The following is a 19481-nucleotide window of genomic DNA, read 5'->3' on the forward strand; positions in this document are numbered from 1 at the left end:
GCCATTCTTTATAAAATGGGCATTCTCTGTGGTTACTGGCGACACTTGGGCGACTCACCTTCGGGCGCGCTTAAGTCTGTTGCAGTAGGTGGCCGTGCAATCGCACGGGCAGCGAGCCTTTTTGTGCTCATGGGACTGGCCTGTACACAGGCCTCTGCGCAGACGGTGGGAACGCAGTATAAGGTCACGCGCGTGGGTAGGGATGTGCTGGGTGGACAAGGGTATTTTCAGTCCCAGAACATCATGGCGATTTCGCCGGACGGGCGCTATGCCACAGGGGTGCGCTTTGGCAGTACAACGCGCGCGTTTTTGATGACGACGACGCTGCCGGTGGTGACGGATCTGGCTAAAGTGGACTCCTCCCATCCGTATGCGTACGGCAAGGATGTGAATGATGAGGGTGATGTGGTGGGCTATGAAAAATGGACGGCGGGGAATACGGTGAACATTATCCCGTGGTTTTATGACCGCAGCGCGGGCACGGTGACATCGCTCTACAATGCGCTGAATCCCACGGCGACTGCCATCCCGACGGCGATCACGGCCGGGAGTACCCATGCTTTTGGAACGGTGGATGTGGACGGGCCTTTGGGGGCAGGAGCCAGCCAGGGTGTGTATTGGAATTTGAGCACACGGGCACGGACAAATATCCCAGGGGTTCGGGAAGTGCTGGACGCTTCGGCCGATGGCAGTGTGCTGCTGGTGGTGGACAGTGCCGGGCTGGGCAAGATCCTGCGCGGCAGTGTGGCCTCCGGCTGGACGACGACGGTGGCGAGCTTTGGCTATATCCACGGCGGCAAAGTGAGTCCGGATGGCCGCTATGTGGGCACGACGGAAGTGGAAAACGACTGCCTCATGGGCCCGCTGGTGTTTGATACGGTGGCAGGCACGCGGACGAATCTGGCGATGCAGTCCGGGGATACGCTGGGTGCGACGGTGGGTGCCATCAGCGATACCGGACGGGTGCTAGGCTCTGTGCAGACGACCAACGTTGCGGGCAGCTTTTCGGTGATGTGGTTAACGCCAACCAGCAGCTACACCACCTTCCTTAATGTGCTGGTCAGCGATGGCCATGCGGCGCAGGACTCGACCTATTATGCCTGGAATCTTTACAACGGTGGCGATGGCATTTCGGCCAATGGCCAGACGATGAGCATCTATGGACGGAACATTTCAGCGGTGGAGGATTCGATGCTTTTCCAGCAGAATTGCAGCACGATCACGCTGAATCCGACGAGCCTGAGCAATGCACCATTGGGCTCAGCGTATAGCCAGACTATTTCAGCCACCGGTGGCACGGCTCCCTATGTGTATAGTCTCAGCAGTGGCAGCATGCCTGCGGGGCTGACTTTGAGTCCTTTCACAGGGGTGATTTCTGGCACACGCACCACCCTGGATGCGACGAACTTCACGGTGCGGGCGGTGGATGCTATCGGATGTAGTGGATCACGCAGCTACAGCTTTGCACAGATTTGCGGCACAGTTACGCTTTTGCCGGTGTCGCCTGCCAATGCGGTGATCAATAGCAGCTATAGCCAGACATTCACGGCCAGTGGTGGCAACAGTCCCTATACCTGGGCGGTGACGGGCGGTTCTTTACCCACCGGGCTGAGCCTGAACAGCTCCACAGGTGTCATCAGCGGTACACCAACGGTGGCCAACAGCGGGGCAAATATCACGCTGAGGGCGACGGACAGCGTAGGCTGCCAGGGGACTGCGCAAGTAACATTGGTGGTATGCCCGACGATCACTATGAGCCCGTCTTCTTTTTCAAACGGGACGTTAGGCCTGAACTATACCGCCACCGTATCCGCCAATACGGGTACGCCACCGCATACCTTTACGGTTGCCAGCGGCAGCCTGCCCGCAGGGCTGTCTTTGAATTCGGCAAGCGGAGTGATCTCGGGGATGCCGACTACTGCGGCGACTGCAACACTGACGATGCGCGCAACAGATGCCAACGGTTGCACGGGCACCCGAGCTTATACATTAAAGATCAATGCGGCCGCATCCGATTTCGGGGATTACAGCCTGTTTGGTACTGCCAGCAGTACGGTCAACAGCCGTCTTCGCCTCGGTGCGCTGGTGGATGCAGAAGGCGGTGCTATCACGAACGAGACGGCTACCGGCGATGATGAATTTGGTTCGGACGATGAAGATGGGGTGACCTTTACCGAGCTTGTGCAAGGTCAGGCGGGGACGGCAACGGTGCGCCTCACCAACACCCGTGGCTCGACATCCCGCTTGAACATGTGGATCGACTGGAACGGGGATGGCACTTTGAGCAGCACTGAGCAGGTGGCGAGCAATGTGTCTATTTCCAACGGTACGAACAATGCCAGCCGCGCCGTCAACTTTACGGTGCCGACAACGGCTGTGGAAGGCCAGATCGGTGCGCGGGTGAGGTTGACCTCCACTTCCAATCCGGGCAGCACGGGAGCCAGTGGAATTGGGGAGGTGGAGGATTATCTCGTCACCGTCAAAAGCCTGTGCCCATCTTTTGCCGTCATCGTGGTGAACTATAACAACAACACGATGAGCCGTTTCAATGGGGAAAATGGAGCGCATCTGGCCACTTGGTCCCCCTCGGGATTGAGTGCGCCTAACTATGGATACCGTGTCAGTGACAATACGCTTTTGGTGGCGAACGGATCCGCCAGCACCATCACCAAGCACAACCCATTTACGGGTGCTCTTATCAGTACCCTAGTTCCAGCCGGGCGAGGTCTGAACTTCCCTTACCAGATGGCAGTGGCACAGGATACAAGCATCTACATTGCCAACCAAAACGCGAACAATGTGCTCCGTTTCAACCAGACGACTGGAGAGGTTTTGGGCACGGTGCTCACCACCACCACACCAGCGGGTCTGGTGTTTGATGAGTCTAACCGTCTGTTCATCACGCAGAACATCTCTGGTGGGACCCTGCGCATGTACAATAGCAGTGGCACCTTGCTATCCACGGTGGCGACCTGGCCCGCGGGTGAGTTTCCACGTGGTCTGGCCTGGGGGCCGGATGACCGCCTGTATGTCAACGTGCGGAATAACAATGCCAACAATGGACGCGTGGATGCCATCACAATCGCTACCGGGGCACGGAGCACCTTTGTCACCCTGGACTCTGGATCCCAACCATACACCGGCATCAAGTGGAGCCCAGATGGCAATATGTATGTGGTGGATTATGCAGAGAACGAAGTGGATGTCTTTTCATCCTCTGGCGCTCTACTGCGCACACTGAAGACAAGCCTGAACGGTCCTCATGCAGTGGCCTTTGCAGACTGTCAGCCTTCGACGCAAGACTTTGGTGACTATGCGGGTTTTGGTTCAGCTAACAGCACCTGGAGCAGCACCACCCGCCTGGGCAATGAGGCGGATACGGAAAGCCAGGCACGAGCGAACATGAATGCCAATGGTGATGACATTGATGACACGGATGATGAAGATGGTGTCACCATGCCTGCCACGCTCACCGCAGGCAGCACGGTCACGATCCCCGTCAAGTTCCTGAACACATCAGGGAGCACCGTTTATTTAAATGCCTGGCTGGATGCCAATCTCAATGGCGACCTGAGTGATGCCGGGGAGAGGGTGATTTCCAACCAGCCGGTGGCCAACGGCTCCAACGGGGTAACACAAAACATCTCGATCACAGTTCCGCAGACGATCACGCCAGGTGTTGCAGGCATGCGCTTCCGGCTTTCAAACGTGAGCAATGTCTCACCGACAGGCTCCGGCGGCACGGGCGAAGTTGAGGATTACATCGTCACCCTGCAATCTGCCCCGGTGGATTATGGCGATCATTCGCCGTTTGCCTCTGCGAGCAGCATTGTCAGCAGCAATCTGCGGATCGGGACTACTGCGACAGATTCGGAAACCTCCAATCCGGCGAACAGTACGGCGACAGGCGATGATGCGACGGGCGCTGACGATGAGGACAGTGTGATGCCCACCCTGACCATCGGCGCGGCCAGCACTCTAAATCTGAGCCTTTTCAATAACACCGGTGCCAATGCTTATCTAACTGGTTGGATCGACTGGAATAACGACGGCACGTTGGACAGCAGTGAGAGAATCATTCCCGAAACGACCCTATCTACCAGCGGCACTGTCCAGTCGCGATCCTTTACGGTGAATGTTCCAAGCACCGCTACGCGAGGGACTGCCATTGGCGTGCGTCTGCGCATTTCATCTCTGGCGTCCATTCCCGCAACGGGCAGTTATGGCTCGGGAGAAGTGGAAGATTATCAGGTGACTCCGCAGTGCGTCACGGTCACGGTGAATCCGTCGTCCCTGGCTGCCCCGGTGACGGGCGCGAACTATTCCCAAACTTTAAGCGCCAGCGGAGGTACAGCGCCTTATACTTTTACAGTTGTATCCGGTGCACTGCCTAGCTGGGCCCTATTGAATCCGAATACGGGTGCCCTGGCAGGGACGCCTAACACGACGGCGGCTGCTTCATTCACGATCCAAGCTTCGGATGCCAACGGTTGCACTGGTACACGCAGCTATACTTTAACTCCCAGCTGTCCGACGTTGGTGATCAGCACCACCAGTCTGCCTGCGGGGTCCGTGGGCAGTGCGTATAACCAGACCTTGAGCGTCACGGGCGGGGCCGCTCCCTATACCTGGACGGTGGCTTCAGGAACCCTTCCCGGCGGACTTTCCCTGGCAGCCTCCACAGGTGTTATCAGTGGCACCCCGACTACCGGAAACGGCGCCGGAGTTTCGGTCACTTTCCGTGCCACGGATGCAAACGGCTGTGCCGTCACACGCTTGATTGTGATGCGGGTTTGTCCAGTCATCAGTATGACTCCGAGCTCATTGCCTGTGCCAGTGGTGGGCAGCAGTTATAGCCAAACAGTATCTGCTAGCGGCGGGGCCACTCCGTATGTCTATACCTTGAGCAGCGGCAGTCTGCCTGCCGGTCTAAGTTTGAATAGCAGTTCCGGTGTGATTTCCGGTACAGCCACCGCCGTGAGCACGGCCAACTTCATTGTCCGCGCCACGGATGCCAACGGCTGTGTAGGAGACCGGGCCTACAGCGTCAGCCCATCGTGCCCATCCTTGACGGTAACTCCCGGCAGCCTGCCTGTAGCCACCGTGGGCGCGGCGTATAACCAAACGCTAACTGCATCCGGGGGCACGGCTTCTTATGCCTGGGCCATCAGCAGTGGTACCCTCCCAGCGGGGCTTTCTTTGAATGCCTCCACAGGGGCCATTACCGGCACGCCGACGACTGCCAACGGAGCGGGGGTCTCGGTCACGTTTAGAGTGACTGATGCGAATGGCTGCCAGGGAACAGCAGTGCTTTCTGTGAAGGTGTGTCCAGTGGTGACCTTGTCTCCATCCTCACTGCCGTCCGTTAATGCAGGGGTGGCTTATTCGCAGACGCTGACCGGTGCTGGTGGCACTTCTCCTTATACTTTCACTGTCAGTTCAGGTTCCTTGCCTACAGGGCTGTCGCTGAGCAGTTCCGGCGTCATCAGCGGGACTGCCAATGCAGGAACCTCTTCTAATTTCATCGCCAGAATTACCGATGCGAATGGTTGTACCGGCACTCGGGCGTATGCAGTGACGGTGGGTTGCGCGGCGCTCACCATTAACCCAGCCACCTTGCCTTCCAGCTTGGTTGGAGCATCCTATTCACAGGCTCTGAGTGGCGATTTCACTTCCGGGTTGCAGGGGCAATATTACCTTGGAACAAATTTCCAAACACTGGCGCTTACTCGTCAGGACACGGCCATCAATTTCACCTGGGGCAGCGGTTCTCCAGATTCCACGATCCCGACCGAAGGTTTCTCCGCCCGCTGGACGGGTACCATTTTGCCATCGGAATCTGGCAACTATACCTTCCGCACGACGACGGATGATGGTGTGCGGCTTTGGGTGAATGATGTGCTGGTGATCGACCGCTGGGTGGACCAGGGCGCGTCCGCCTACTCTGCCACGGTGAGCCTGACGGCCGGTGTGCCAGTAAACGTGCGCATGGACTATTATGAAAACGGAGGGGAAGCTGTGGCTGTGCTGGACTGGTCAGGCCCGTCGTTTGTGATGAAGTCGCTCACTGAATGGACGGCTTATGAGTGGTCGGTGGTCAGTGGCAGCCTTCCTGAAGGTGTGACCCTCAATCCGGCTACCGGACTCATCAGTGGGGTGCTGACTACGTCAGACTCAACGACCTTCACCGTCAGGGCGCGGGACTGGAAGGGATGTGAAGGCACCCGTACTTATACCATTACTGCTGGTTGTCCGGTTATCACGATGACGCCGCAGAGTCTTCCTGCCGCCGCCGTTGGGGTGCCATACAGTCAAACTTTGGTGGCAGATCCCTTGGTGGGGCTGACAGGGGATTATTATTCCGGGACGAATTTCACCAGCCTTCTGCTGAGCCGTAAGGATGCGGCCATCAATTTTGAATGGGGCAATGGCTCACCGGATCCTATTATCCCGAGTGACAAGTTCTCTGTGCGCTGGACGGGGAATGTGGTGCCTGCGGCAACGGGTACTTATACGTTCATGACCACCAGTGATGACGGCTTCCGTCTCTGGGTGAATAACGTCCTGGTCATCAACCAGTGGAATGACCACGCGCCGACCAACTATGCGGCAGCGGTCAATCTGACGGCGGGGACTGCGGTGCCGATCAAGGTCGAATTCTATGAAAATGCCGGCGGTGCCGTGGCGATGCTTTACTGGAACGGCCCAGGAATGGCATCCCAGCCAATCACTCAATGGCAGAGCTATACCTGGAGTGTGGCCAGCGGCAGTCTGCCTGCGGGCCTCACTCTGAATCCGGCATCTGGGGTGATCAGTGGCACGCCGACGAGCGGGCTGAACTCCGCTTTCACCATCCGGGCGACGGATGGCACCGGCTGTTCTGGAACACGGGCCTATACCCTGGGCCCTGCCTGCCCGACCATCACCATCACGCCGAGCACGGTGCCGGATGCTTATCTGGGTTCAGCCTACAGCCGGACCCTGACAGCGACCGGTGGCACGGCTCCACGGACCTGGACTCTTGCATCAGGAGCTTTGCCCGCAGGGCTTTCGCTCAGTGGGGCAGGGGTGATCAGTGGTACGCCGACAGCGATTGGCGCGGCCAGTTTCACCGTGCTGGTCACCGATGCTGCTGGCTGTCAAGCGACGCAAAGTTATAACATGACGGCGCGCAGTATGGGCCTTGGAAACTTGGTGTGGGTGGACATGAACAATGACGGTGTGCGCCAATCTTCAGAAAGTGGCGTCGCCGGTCTGCGGCTGGAACTCTGGACGACCGGCAGCAATGGTGTGCGCGAGAATGGCGGTGGAGATGATGTGAAAGCGGCTGCGGATGTACTGACGGATGCCAATGGTGCTTACCAGTTCATCAACCTCGCTCCAGGAAGCTATTATGTCAGGATCCCCACGCCGCCGCTGCACTTCCCACAAGTGAGCACTGCGGTGGTGACTCTGGACAACGGCGTGGACAATGACAGCAATGCCGTGCAGGCAGGTGGCAAGGGCACGCAGGTAGTTAGCCCGATCATTGTGCTCAGCCCGGCCAGTGAGCCTGCTACAGGTGTGGACGGTGATGGCACAGACATTGATGCGACGGTGGACTTCGGGTTTGCCAATCTGGATGCCTGCTACGTCACCAACTTTTTTGACAACCCGAGTTTTGAATTCCAGCAATTGGCGAACAGCACCGGCACCAATGCCAGTGTGCTGGGATACAACGGCACCGGAACCGGCTTGGGCGCAGGCATCAATGCATATCAGTGGACGGCGGGCAGCAATGCGACGAGCGGCCTGGGCGAGCCGATCCAGCGGGTGCAGGTGCAGGCGGGCAGCAGCGGTGGACAGGTAGCCTGGGTGGAAAGCCTGAAATCGCGACATGGCCGCCGTCATGTTCTCCTCCAAGGAACCAATGCGAAGGTGAGTCTCCGAGCCTCGGGCGGCGGAGGATGGAGCACGGCGCTCCAGGCAGGTCGTGAATATCAGCTCTCTGTCTGGGCGGCGAATGCGAGCTCGGCACCGGCTTCGCTGATCTGGGATCTGGGGGCCAACGCGGCCGTGTTCCAAGTCATCAGCGGGACAGCGCAGGGGACGTATTCCCAATATACAGTGCCGCAGTCTGAGATGGTCATCTCTGCAGAAGGTGAGCAGCAGTGCTGCGACCTGCCCATCACGGCGGGTTCCTTGAACAGCTTCGGCTCCTCTGACTATAACGGCTGGTCGGAAGCGGTGAACAACGGCCAGCAGCCTGGATGGCGGCAGATGACGTGGCGCTTTAGAATCGCTGCCGGGGCCACCCCTTCTCAGATTGATACGGCCAGCATTTTGCTGGGCGGAGCCACGGCTGGCGGTGCTGTGGTAGTGGATTACGTTTCACTCTGCCAAGTCTCCACCGTCAACACACTGGCAGTGGGCAATCTGGTGTGGAACGATATTAACAACGATGGTCTGAAGGATACCAGCGAACTGGGCCGCAGCGGTGTGACCGTGGAGCTTTATCGCAGCTCTGACCTGACCGCCGGGAATGATGACGATGTGTTCGTCGGTACGACGACGACATCCAGCACGGGCAGCTATCAGTTCTCAGATCTTTCGGAAGGCCGTTATGTAGTGAAGGTCACGCCGCCGACAGCGCTGCCGCTGACTGGCGGTACTCCGGTAACGTTGGACAATGGCGTCAACAATGACAACAACGGCAGCCAGCCTGGAGGCCGAGGAACGGCGCTTTTCAGTCCGGTCATTACCCTGACAGCAGGGCAGGAGCCTATCAATGATGGCGATGACAACGCTAATACGGATCTGAGTGTGGACTTTGGTCTGTTCAGCGGATTCACCATCGGTAACCAGGTCTGGGCTGACTTGAACAACAACGGTGTTTTTGACAGCGGAACGGAATCCGGCATCAGCGGAGTAACGGTACAACTTTTGAATGCTGCGGATACGGTGGTGGCGACGACAACGACCAACGGCAGCGGGGTGTATTCGCTGACTTCTGATGTCGCAGGAAGCTTCCGCATACGTATTCCAGTGCCGAATTCCACGTATCCGCTGGCCAGCGGTGTGGCTGACAGCAATGACAACGGGGAAGACAATGACAGCAACGGTCTGCAACCAGGCGGTGTGGGCACGGCTGTATTCAGCCCGTTCTTTATGCTGGCTGCCGGCAGAGAACCGGGGAGCAACGGTACTGGCAATGCAGAGAATACCCTGGACTTTGGTTTCCGTGCCTGCCCTACCCTGGTATTGAATCCTGCGGTGCTGGGCGCAGCGACGAGGAATCTATCGTATTCGGTAACACTGAATACCACAGGCGGCACGGGACCCTACAGTTACTCTCTCAGTACAGGGAGTCTGCCTGAAGGACTAACATTGAATGCTTCAGGGCTGCTTTCGGGCACCGTATCATCCTCGGCCTTCCTGGGCGATTATAACTTCACCCTGCGGGCGACCGATGCGACGGGGTGCTTTGGTTCACGTGCTTATACTCTGCGTGTCACTCAAGGGATCATCTCCATCAGCCCGCCGGTATTGCCCGGAGCTGTCCAGTATGCGGCCTATACGCAGGCGCTAACAGCCGCTGGAGGAACCTCTCCGTATGCATGGAGTGCCTCTCCAAGAGCTCCTACCGGGGCGGTGGCATGGTGGCCGGGGGAGAATAGCGCGGGGACATTGATCGGCATTGATTCCGGCACGGCCTTTGAGGGCACGTCCTATGGGACGGGACGTGTGGGCAATGCGTTTGTCTTTGATGGGACGAATGATTATGTGGCAGTGGGCGATGCGCCGGAACTGCGTCCTGCCTTGCTGACTTTGGAGGCCTGGGTGAATCCAAGCTATCCGATGAATGGAAACGCCTCGGTGATTTCAAAAACCACGTCATCGCTGGGAACGGACGGCTATGGCCTGGGGCAGCTAGGTGCGGACAATACCTTTGGCTTTTGGATCAATAACCGAAGCAGCAACCGGGTGACGACGACGCTGACCTCCGGCGTGTGGCAGCATGTGGTGGCCACCTATGACGGCAGCATGATGAAGCTGTACGTGAATGGGGTGTTGGTCTCCAGCCTGAGTTTCACAGGCGGCATTACGCACAGCACGACCTCTGTCCTGATCGGCGGCGGTGTGGCGGATGGTCCTTGGAAGGGCGGCGTGGATGAGGTGCTGATTTATGAGCGGGATCTGTCCCTGGCGGAAATCCAGACCCGATATAATGCGACGCAGACGGGCAATCAGGGAATGCCACAAGGGCTGAGCCTGAATGCATCCACAGGTGTCCTGAGCGGCACACCGACATCCATTCCAGGTGTCTATACCTTTACGGCGAGGGCGGTGGATGCGGTGGGGACATTGGGCCTGCGGGATTATACTCTGGTGCTAAATTGCCCAAGCCCGGTCATCACTCCTGAAACGCTTCCAGATGCCACGCGTCTGGCTGCCTATAGTGCCCAGACGCTGACTGCGGCTGGTGGCACGGCTCCGTATAGCTGGAATGTGAGTGCAGGCAGCCTGCCGACGGGCATCACTCTTTCCACAGGTGGTGTCCTCAGCGGTACCCCGACAGCCAGCCCGGAGACTTATAACTTTACCGTTCGGGCTTTGGATGCTGCGGGTTGCCAGGCTACTCGGGCGTATAGCCTGCGAGTCGTTTGCGGAGCACTGGCCATCAGCCCTTCCTCGCTGCCTGCTGCCCAGCAGTTTGTCTCGTATTCCCCTCAGTCTCTTTCCAGCAGCGGGGGGACGGGGGCGTATGTCTATTCGATTTCCACCGGTGCACTGCCTTCCGGCATGGCTCTATCCTCCGGCGGCAGTCTGAGCGGCACACCGAATGCTGCACCGGGCAGTTACGGGGTCACTATTCGTTCTACCGACAGCGTGGGTTGCTTCAGCACCCGGGCTTATGTGATCACGGTGGCCTGTCCGGTGATCGGCATCTCGCCATCCAGCTTGCCTGTGGGGAACCAGAATGTGGCTTATTCGCAACAACTGACTGCCAGCAATGGGAACGGCTCCTATACCTGGGCTATCGCTGCGGATTCGCTGCCTGCGGGGCTGACACTTTCTGCGGGAGGATTGATTTCCGGGACCGTGACGGCACCTTCTGGAAGCTATCCGGTGACGGTCCGGGTCACGGATGGCTCCAATTGTACGGCCACACGCAGCTATACCCTGGTGATAGCCTGCCCGGTGATGACGGTTGCCCCGGCATCCCTGCCTGCGGGTACGGGAGGCACGTTCTATAGCCAAACACTGACAGCAACGGGCGGTGTGGGGCCTTATACCTGGAGTGTGTTGGGTGGAAATCTGCCTAGCGGTGTGACTCTATCCAGCGGTGGTGTGCTTTCTGGAACGCCATCGGTCAGCAGCTTTGGCAGTTATACCTTTAATGTCAGGATCACGGATTCCCGCGCTTGTGTGCAGGATACCAATCTGACGCTGACGATCAGTTGTCCGGTGATCACGATGAACCCTTCCTCCCTGCCTGCTGGCAGTGTGGGCGTGGCCTATGATGCTTCCTTGAATGCTACAGGGGGCACGGGCTCGTATCTTTGGAGTGTGGTGAATGGCAGTCTGCCACCGGGGCTGCAACTTGTGCAGGGCGGCGGGACGCTTGTTGGCGCTGGCACGGCCTATGATGAGGTCTTTGACCCTGCGGGTTCCGTGACGGTGGATCCGCCGGATGCCGCTTCTGGTTCCCAGTCTCAAGGTGGCTCCGCTGGACCTGAACAGGTTGGCTATTGGTCCCTGTCCGCAGCGGGCGGAATCAGCCTGGATCATCCTACACTGGGCAACCTGGAAAGCGGTGCGCAGACGGCATTGGACGGCACGGCTTTAAAATTCCAGATCTCCAGCAATGCACCTACTCTGCTGGGGCAGTTGGATGATGAAGACACGGTGTCCGCCGTCTGGGACGCGACGGTTGTATTTGATGAGACGGATGCGGTGATTCAGTTGCAGCCTAACACCCGATATACTGTGAGCTTGCTGCTGGATGGCAGCCATGGATTGCTGGAACCGGATACGGATATCGAACCGACATTCACACTGGAACTGCTGGATGGAGCAGGCAATGCTGTGACCTCAATATCCTCTGGGACTGTCGTGGATCTACGGGATTTGCTGGCAGCGGAGACGACTGCTGGAACGGTCAATGTGACTTTTGCAACGGGTGCTGTGGTGGCTCCGGGTGCGGTGGGATTGCGGGTGAAGGGCAGTGCAATGCTGAACCGGGATGCCATGCAGGTGACCACCACTTTTGCCACGGTGAAGAATCTGCTGATCACCAGCAGCAGTGCGACGGGGAGCAGCGTGAGCGCGAAGATCGTCGGCACGCCTCTATGCAGTGATGACGAGCAGGGATTCACACTGCGTGCGACGGATGCCAATGGCTGTGCGGCGGTGGGTGATTACACCATCACTGTGAACTGTGCGCCAGTAACGCTGGTGACGACGGCACTGGATGATGCGGTGGTGGGGGAAAGTTATCTCCAAGTTCTCGAGGCTTCAGAAGGACTGGCACCTTACACATGGACACTGGCGGCAGGCTCACTGCCGACGGGCCTTTCTCTGGCACCTACCGGCGGCATTACCGGTGTGCCGACTGTGGCGATGGAAAGCACCTTCACTGTGCGAGTGACGGATGCCTGCGGATGCTCCGCCACGAGAGTGCTGACATTGACCAGTGGTTGTCCGTTCATCGATGTGACGCCAGAAGAGCTGCCGAAAGCTTATCTGAGCACGGCTTATAACCAGGAGCTGACGGCTACCGGCGGCACAGGGCCCTACCTTTGGTCCATCGAATCCGGTGAACTGCCGGATGGGCTGAGCCTGAGCGCCGGTGGTGTCATCACTGGTCAGGCCAGCGAGATCGTATCGGCCTTGTTCACAGTCGTGGTCACGGATGCGTATGGATGCTCCTCGGTGCGGGCTTATAGCCTCACTTCCAATGGACTGTCCCTGGGCAATCTGGTCTTCAATGATGTGAATTTGAATGGTCTCCGCGATGTGGGTGAGCCGGGGGTGGAGGGCGCGACGGTCCAGCTTTGGAGTACCGGGGCGGATCAGGCCATCGGCGGAAGTGGGGGAAATGCGGATGCCCAGGTGGGCAGCACGCAGGTGACAACGAATACGGGTGCGTATGCCTTTACCGGACTGGCTGCGGGTTATTATTATGTGCGGGTGATCCCGCCAGCTCTATGCCCACTGCCAGGAGGAAGTCCGGTGAATGAGGACAATGGCGTGGACAATGACAACAACTCAGCCAGCCAGCCAAGCGGCTCCGGGACGGTGATCTACGGCCCGGTGGTGCATCTGACCAATGGCGGTGAGCCGACGGCGGAAGATGGTGATGAAGATACTGATTTCACCCAGGATTTTGGTCTGTTCCGTGGGATGAGCCTGGGCAACCTGGTCTTCCAGGATAGCAATGACAACGGACTGCGTGACGGAGGTGAGCCCGGCATTAACGGGGTAACGGTCGAGCTATGGTCTCCTGGAACCGATGACCAGTTTGGTGGAACCGATGATGTGCGGCTGCAAACGACGACCACCACGGGTGGAGGAGTGTATGGGTTCACGTCTTTGCCGCCGGGACGTTATTACATGCGCATCCCTGCACCGCCGCTGTCGCATCCCCTTTCCAGCAGCAACACGGAGATGCGGGATATCGCGGTGGATAATGATGACAACGGGCACCAGCTCGCTGGCGGTTCCATTTATAGTCCGATCATCACACTGACAACGGGTGAGGAAACCACGGACGACGGCTATACAGATGACACGGTGGACTTTGGTCTGTGTAATGTACAGCCTACGGCTTATGTCTCGGCCACGACGGATGATGGCATCCAGCTATACGATCCGGTGCAGCGCCAGTTTAAGGGCGTATTCCACCATCCATTTGGCACAAGTCACAACCAGGGAGATGGCGACCCGTTTGATGTGCCGTATGACATTGAACTGGGGCCGGATGGCAACTTTTACGTCGCCCATTTCGGAGCCAGCAATATCCGGAGGATCAACGCCCTCGGCCAGGACCAGGGTGCCGTGTTGAATAACTCAGCGGCATTGGTCAGCTTTATTGTGTCCTTTGCTATCGGGCCTGATGGTAACTTTTATGTGGTGGATCACAATGGGCAGCGAGTGGTGAGATTTCATGGACCGCTGAGCACCACGCCGGGCGAACCGATGGGTGAGGCACCGTTTACACTTTTCACTCAGACAGGGATTCAGGATCTGAATTTTGGTCCAGACGGGAACCTGTATGCGGTGATTCAAAGCGGGGCGAACCGCGAGGTGCGGCGCTATAGTGCGACCACTGGTGCACTGCTGAATGTCATCGTTACGGATGTGCAGCTGGTGAACATGGTGCCAGGGGGCGAGCCTGTGGCCATCATCTCCGGCATCGATATCCATGGAAGCACGCTTTATGGGATTAACCGTCTGGACGGTGAAATTTTCCGTGTCAATCTGGCGCAGCCGTCAGCCCCGGGAGCGCCTGAACTGCTGGCGACTCTGGATTCCGCCGGGGTCGGTTTGGTGGAAGCGCGAGACATTGAGATGAATCCTGGAAACGGGAAGCTCTACATCGCCGGGTATAACTGGAGCAAGCCAGTGGTCGGTGGAACCAATGCGACGGGATCCGTCGTCGAGGTGGACATCAGCACGGCCCCCAACGGTACTGTGCGTGTCTTTGAAGCTCCGATCCCAACGCCGCCAGGGCCTAACAATGAGATTTGGTCCTGCCCGCATTCAATGGCGTTCGGGCGTCCGCTTGTGAAGCTGGCTGACAGTGTTTCCATCGGCAGTTTGGTCTGGAATGATGCCAATGCCAACGGTGTCTATGAAGCCGGTGAGCGAGGCATCCCGAGTGTGCGTGTGGAACTGTGGCACGATGCCGATGAGGATCTTGGCAATGGTGCAGAACTGCTCCTGGGCTGGACCTATACGGATGAGCGTGGGGCGTATTATTTCTCCGGGCAGGCTCCAGGCCGTTATCAGGTGAAAATTCCTGCCATCAACTTCTCCGAAGGGCTGCCGCTGGCCGGTTCAGGCTACAGCACGCCGTTTACCTCAGAGGAGGACAATCAGACCGACAATGATGACAATGGCATCCAGGCGGCAGACTATGCTGAAACCGTCAGCCCCATTATCACTCTGACGGTGGGTGGCGAACCGACAGGCAATGGCATCACGGGTGCGGAGCTGGGCAGTGGTGGGGACCTGGATAACTACTCTGGGGATGCCAACGGTGACATGACGGTGGACTTTGGTTTTGTGGAACCGGGCTACATGAGCATCGGCAACCTTGTGTTCAACGACCTCAACGGCAACCGCCGCTTCGATAGCGGAGAGGGCGTGAATGATGCGATCGTTCAGCTTTACTACAGAGGACAGAAGCCGGGTGTGGACCAGCCGCTGACCTCCACGGTGACGGCGGGGGGCGGTAAGTACCTCTTTGACGGATTGTGGGAGGGGCAGTATTTCGTGCATCTGCCAGCCAGACAGTTCCTCTCTGAGGGCGTGTTGAGCGGGCTTTTCAGTCTGGAGGACGTGGTGGCTGGTGATGATGACCAGGGGCAGGATGCCCTGGATGGAACTCATCCGACTGTGGAAGGTATCAGCACCGGATGGGTGACGCTGATCCGTGACAATGCACCTGTGGACTCTGGAATTGAGACCGGTTTTGCAGCCAACGATGACAATGGGGATGATGCTAATGGCGACATGACCGTGGACTTTGGCCTTTTCCGTCCGGTGGCGGTGGGGAACCTGGTGTTCATCGATAGCAATTCCAATGGCCACTTTGATGAAGGTGAAGGCGTGAGCGGGGTGACTGTGGAGCTTTATGCATCCAATCAGGTGCCTGGGGATGAGCCGGCGTTGATGACCACCGTCACGGACAGCCTGGGTCTCTACCTCTTTGATTTCCTGCGCACAGGCAGTTACATCGTGCACATCCCGGCAAGCATGTTCGCGAATGGTGGCCCGCTTTATCAGAGGGTGAGCCTTGATGAAGGACTTTCCGGGGATGACGACATTGGGGAAGATGGGATCAACGAAGGCAATCCAGCCGAAGTGGGCGTGAGCTCGTCCATCATCAACCTTTTCCCAGGCTCCGCCCCGAGTTTCCTGACTGGAGAGACAGGATTCAATTCCAACAGCGACAATGAAAATGACGCGGCAGTGGACCTGACTGTGGACTTTGGTTTCCAGAGTCCCGTGGGCGTGGGCAACCTCGTCTATATGGACACACCAGATAATGGTGTGGATGACGTTTGGGTGGAAATATACAGTGCTGACCAGCAGCCTGGGCTGTCCACACCGCTGTATCGTCAGAGGACAGCCAATGGCGGACGCTACTTCTTCGATTATCTCATTGATGGAGAGTATATTGTCCACATTCCGGCCTCCGAGTTTGGAGTCGGACGTCCATTGTTCCAGGCTGTTTCACTCACGGGTGCTCAGACTGGACCCGAGGACGATGACAAGGGGGAGGATGGCATCGACAATGCCAATCCGCTGCAAAATGGCATCAGCACACGGATGATCTCCCTGGCTGCGGATACATCACCCACCGATACGGACACAGAAACCGGTGTCTCTGCTGGCCTCGACAATTTCGACGACAACAACTTCGATCTCACGGTGGACTTTGGTTTCACCATGAGCAGCCAGAACGGCGTGGGCGTGGGCAACTTGGTTTATCGAGATGCCAATGGTAATAGTAGCTATGATGCGGACGAGGGTGTGGACGGCGTGCGCGTCGAGCTGTTCCCTGCGGATGCAGATTTGGAGACGAATTCCCCGATGGCCATCACGGATACGACGAATGAGGGCATCTACTTTTTCGGCGGCCTTGAGGCTGGAGATTATGTGGTGAGAATCCCTGCCAGCGAGTTTGCCCTTGGGCGGCCTCTTTATGGCTGGAATTCTCTGCCAGGGCAGGGCGGGGATGATGGCATCGACGACCATCTGGATGAAAACGGCAGCGATGCAGATCCAGTGCAGTTTGGCGTGGTTTCGGCCGTCATCCAGCTTGAGCCTGGAACGGAGCCAGAAAACAGCTCGGGCGAATTTGGCCGAGATGCCTTCATGGATGATGCGAATGATGCCAACGCTGACCTGACCGTGGACTTTGGTTTCGGCAAACTGGCTGCTGTGGGCAATCTGGTCTTCATTGATGAAAACGGCAATGGCCATGCCGATGCTGGAGAAGGCCTGGAAGGTGTGACCGTGGAACTTTTTGAGGAAGGTGCAGACCCTCTCAATGCTGAGCCTGTGGGCACGGCGGTCACGGATGTAGATGGCCATTACCTGATTTCAGAGTTGCAGCCTGGCAGCTACTTCCTGCATGTGCCCTTTGACACGTTCCTGTCAGGAAGTCCGCTCTATCTGCATCTGAGCACCACAGGAACATCTGTGGGCGATGATAATACGGGTGAAGATGGTGTGGATGATGCCCGGCCCGATCTCAATGGGATCAGCACGGCAGTATTCGCCCTGAGCGCCACGACTTCTCCTGCGGGGACGTCGGCAGAAGGTGGCTTGGGTGGTGCGTCTGACGATACCAATGATGCATCTGTGGATTTGACCCGTGACTTTGGTTTTGTGCCGCAGGTGCAGGTGGGCAATTTGATCTTCAGTGACGATAATGAGGATGGATACTTCGATATAGATACCGAATACGGTATCGAAGGTGTGACCGTGGAATTGTGGTCGAATGACCCTGGAGCCACGGAACCGCTAGCGACGACGACTTCCGATGCTAACGGCATTTATAGCTTCACGACCGTTCCGGGATCCTATCATCTGCGCGTGGATGCTGCCCAGTTCGCGGCAGAGGCGGTGCTGGAAAATCGGGTGCCTTCATCCATCGTCACACCGAATGAAGAGGATATCTTTGTGGATGATGACTTTGGCCAGGATGCCTATGCCACCGGCGATGTGACGGTCAGCGGAGTGCGCACAGCAGCCTTCACACTCATGCCGCAGGCAGCTCCTGGGGAGGAAAATGGAGAGACTGGATTCCTGTTCTATGAAGATGACTTGGTGGATCTGGACTCGGATCTGACGGTGGATCTTGGCTTTGTGCCGGGGGCTGGCGGATTTGGCATGGCTGGACGTGGGATGAGCATGGCTCCTGCCGCTAGCACTGGGACTGAGACAGGTGGTACCTGGGAGACGGCCTCGGCTGACATTGGCCCGCCTGAGGGAGACCTGGATGCGGACGGTGCAGCCAACCTGCTGGAATACGCCCTGGGCACGGACCCTGCATCAGGCATCCAGACACCGCATTTCTTCCTGCAAACGGATGCTGCTACTGGCCGTGTGGATGCCGTGGTGATCCGCCCTAGCGGTGGCCGTGCAGACATCATTTACCAGCCGGAATCTCGTCTGGATCTGCGCAGTGGTGACTGGCTGCGCCTAACGGCTCCTCCGACCATCACACAGAACAATGATGGCACCGAAACTCTTCGTTACACAGGTGTATCCGGTGTGGGTGAACTGGGCTTCCTGCGCTTAAATGTGAGCCTGGATGCTGATCTCAATGGACGTGCTGAGGCCACTGCTGCCACAGCCACTCACGCCTGGATACGCCGCGATATCACGGGCCAGCAAAGCTTCTCGATGCCGCTTCTGGATGCGGATGTTTTCCAGGGGACGAATATCTCCGGGGTGAAGAGCCGCCTGGAAAATGGACGTGCCTATTATGTGGAAGTCCTCAATGGAAGCCACGAAGGGCAAAGGTATGAACTGGATGAAGAGGCGACGAGCAACAATGCCCTGGCCTTTGAATCCACTACTCCAGATCTCAGCGGTGTACGTCTGGCCGTGCGCCCACACTGGACGGTGGACCGTCTCTTCCCGGCGGATGCCCTGAATGCAGGTGCAGATGAAAGCGTGGCTGACCGTCTCCTGTTCTTTGATACCGCCTCCGGGACCTTTGTCACAAGCTGGCTATCCGCCGATGGCTGGACGGGTGGTAGTGATGGCAAGCGCATCCTTGCCCCTGGTGAAGGTCTATTCATTCACGCCCGCAGTGGTACGGTTTCACTGACCCTGACTGGTGTGGTGAGAGACACGAAATTCGCGCTCCCTGTCTCGGCAGGTATGCAGCTCATCGGCAGCGGCTTCCCGGCGGCCCATACGGTGCAGTCCCTCGGCCTGACCACGGAGGCTGGATTCGCATCCTCCGAGACCCCGGCGCAGGCCACGCGGCTGCGGCTTTGGAAAGGTGACATCACCCCTGGGGACGGCAGCTACCGTAATTTGTATCTTCAGAATCCGGGCTCGGTTTGGCTGGATGAAGCGGATGGCACAGATGTCAGCACGCAGACTCTCTTTGAGCCGACTCGCGCCTGGTTCCTGGTTACTCCGGTGGCCGTGCCAGGGTATCAAGAGCCGTGATATGGTTTACATCAAAAAGCCCCGCAGACGATGAAGTCGGCGGGGCTTTCTTTTTGGAGCTAAGGGGATGCTAATGG

The 19481-nt window shown here is 57.9% G+C and carries 1 protein-coding gene; it reads left to right on the forward strand.

Features of this window, described 5'->3' with window-relative positions:
- Positions 1–129: 129 nt before the first annotated feature.
- Positions 130–19404, forward strand: a complete 19275-nt coding sequence (locus EI77_RS13880; protein ID WP_166647254.1) for a putative Ig domain-containing protein — start codon at positions 130–132, stop codon at positions 19402–19404.
- The last annotated feature ends 77 nt before the right edge of the window (positions 19405–19481 follow it).

It is taken from the genome of Prosthecobacter fusiformis, assembly GCF_004364345.1.
Lineage (GTDB): Bacteria > Verrucomicrobiota > Verrucomicrobiia > Verrucomicrobiales > Verrucomicrobiaceae > Prosthecobacter > Prosthecobacter fusiformis.

Excerpts from the sequence above, each read along its gene's own strand:
- EI77_RS13880 (WP_166647254.1), top strand. The coding sequence starts at position 130 with ATGGGACTGGCCTGTACACAGGCCTCTGCGCAGACGGTGGGAACGCAG.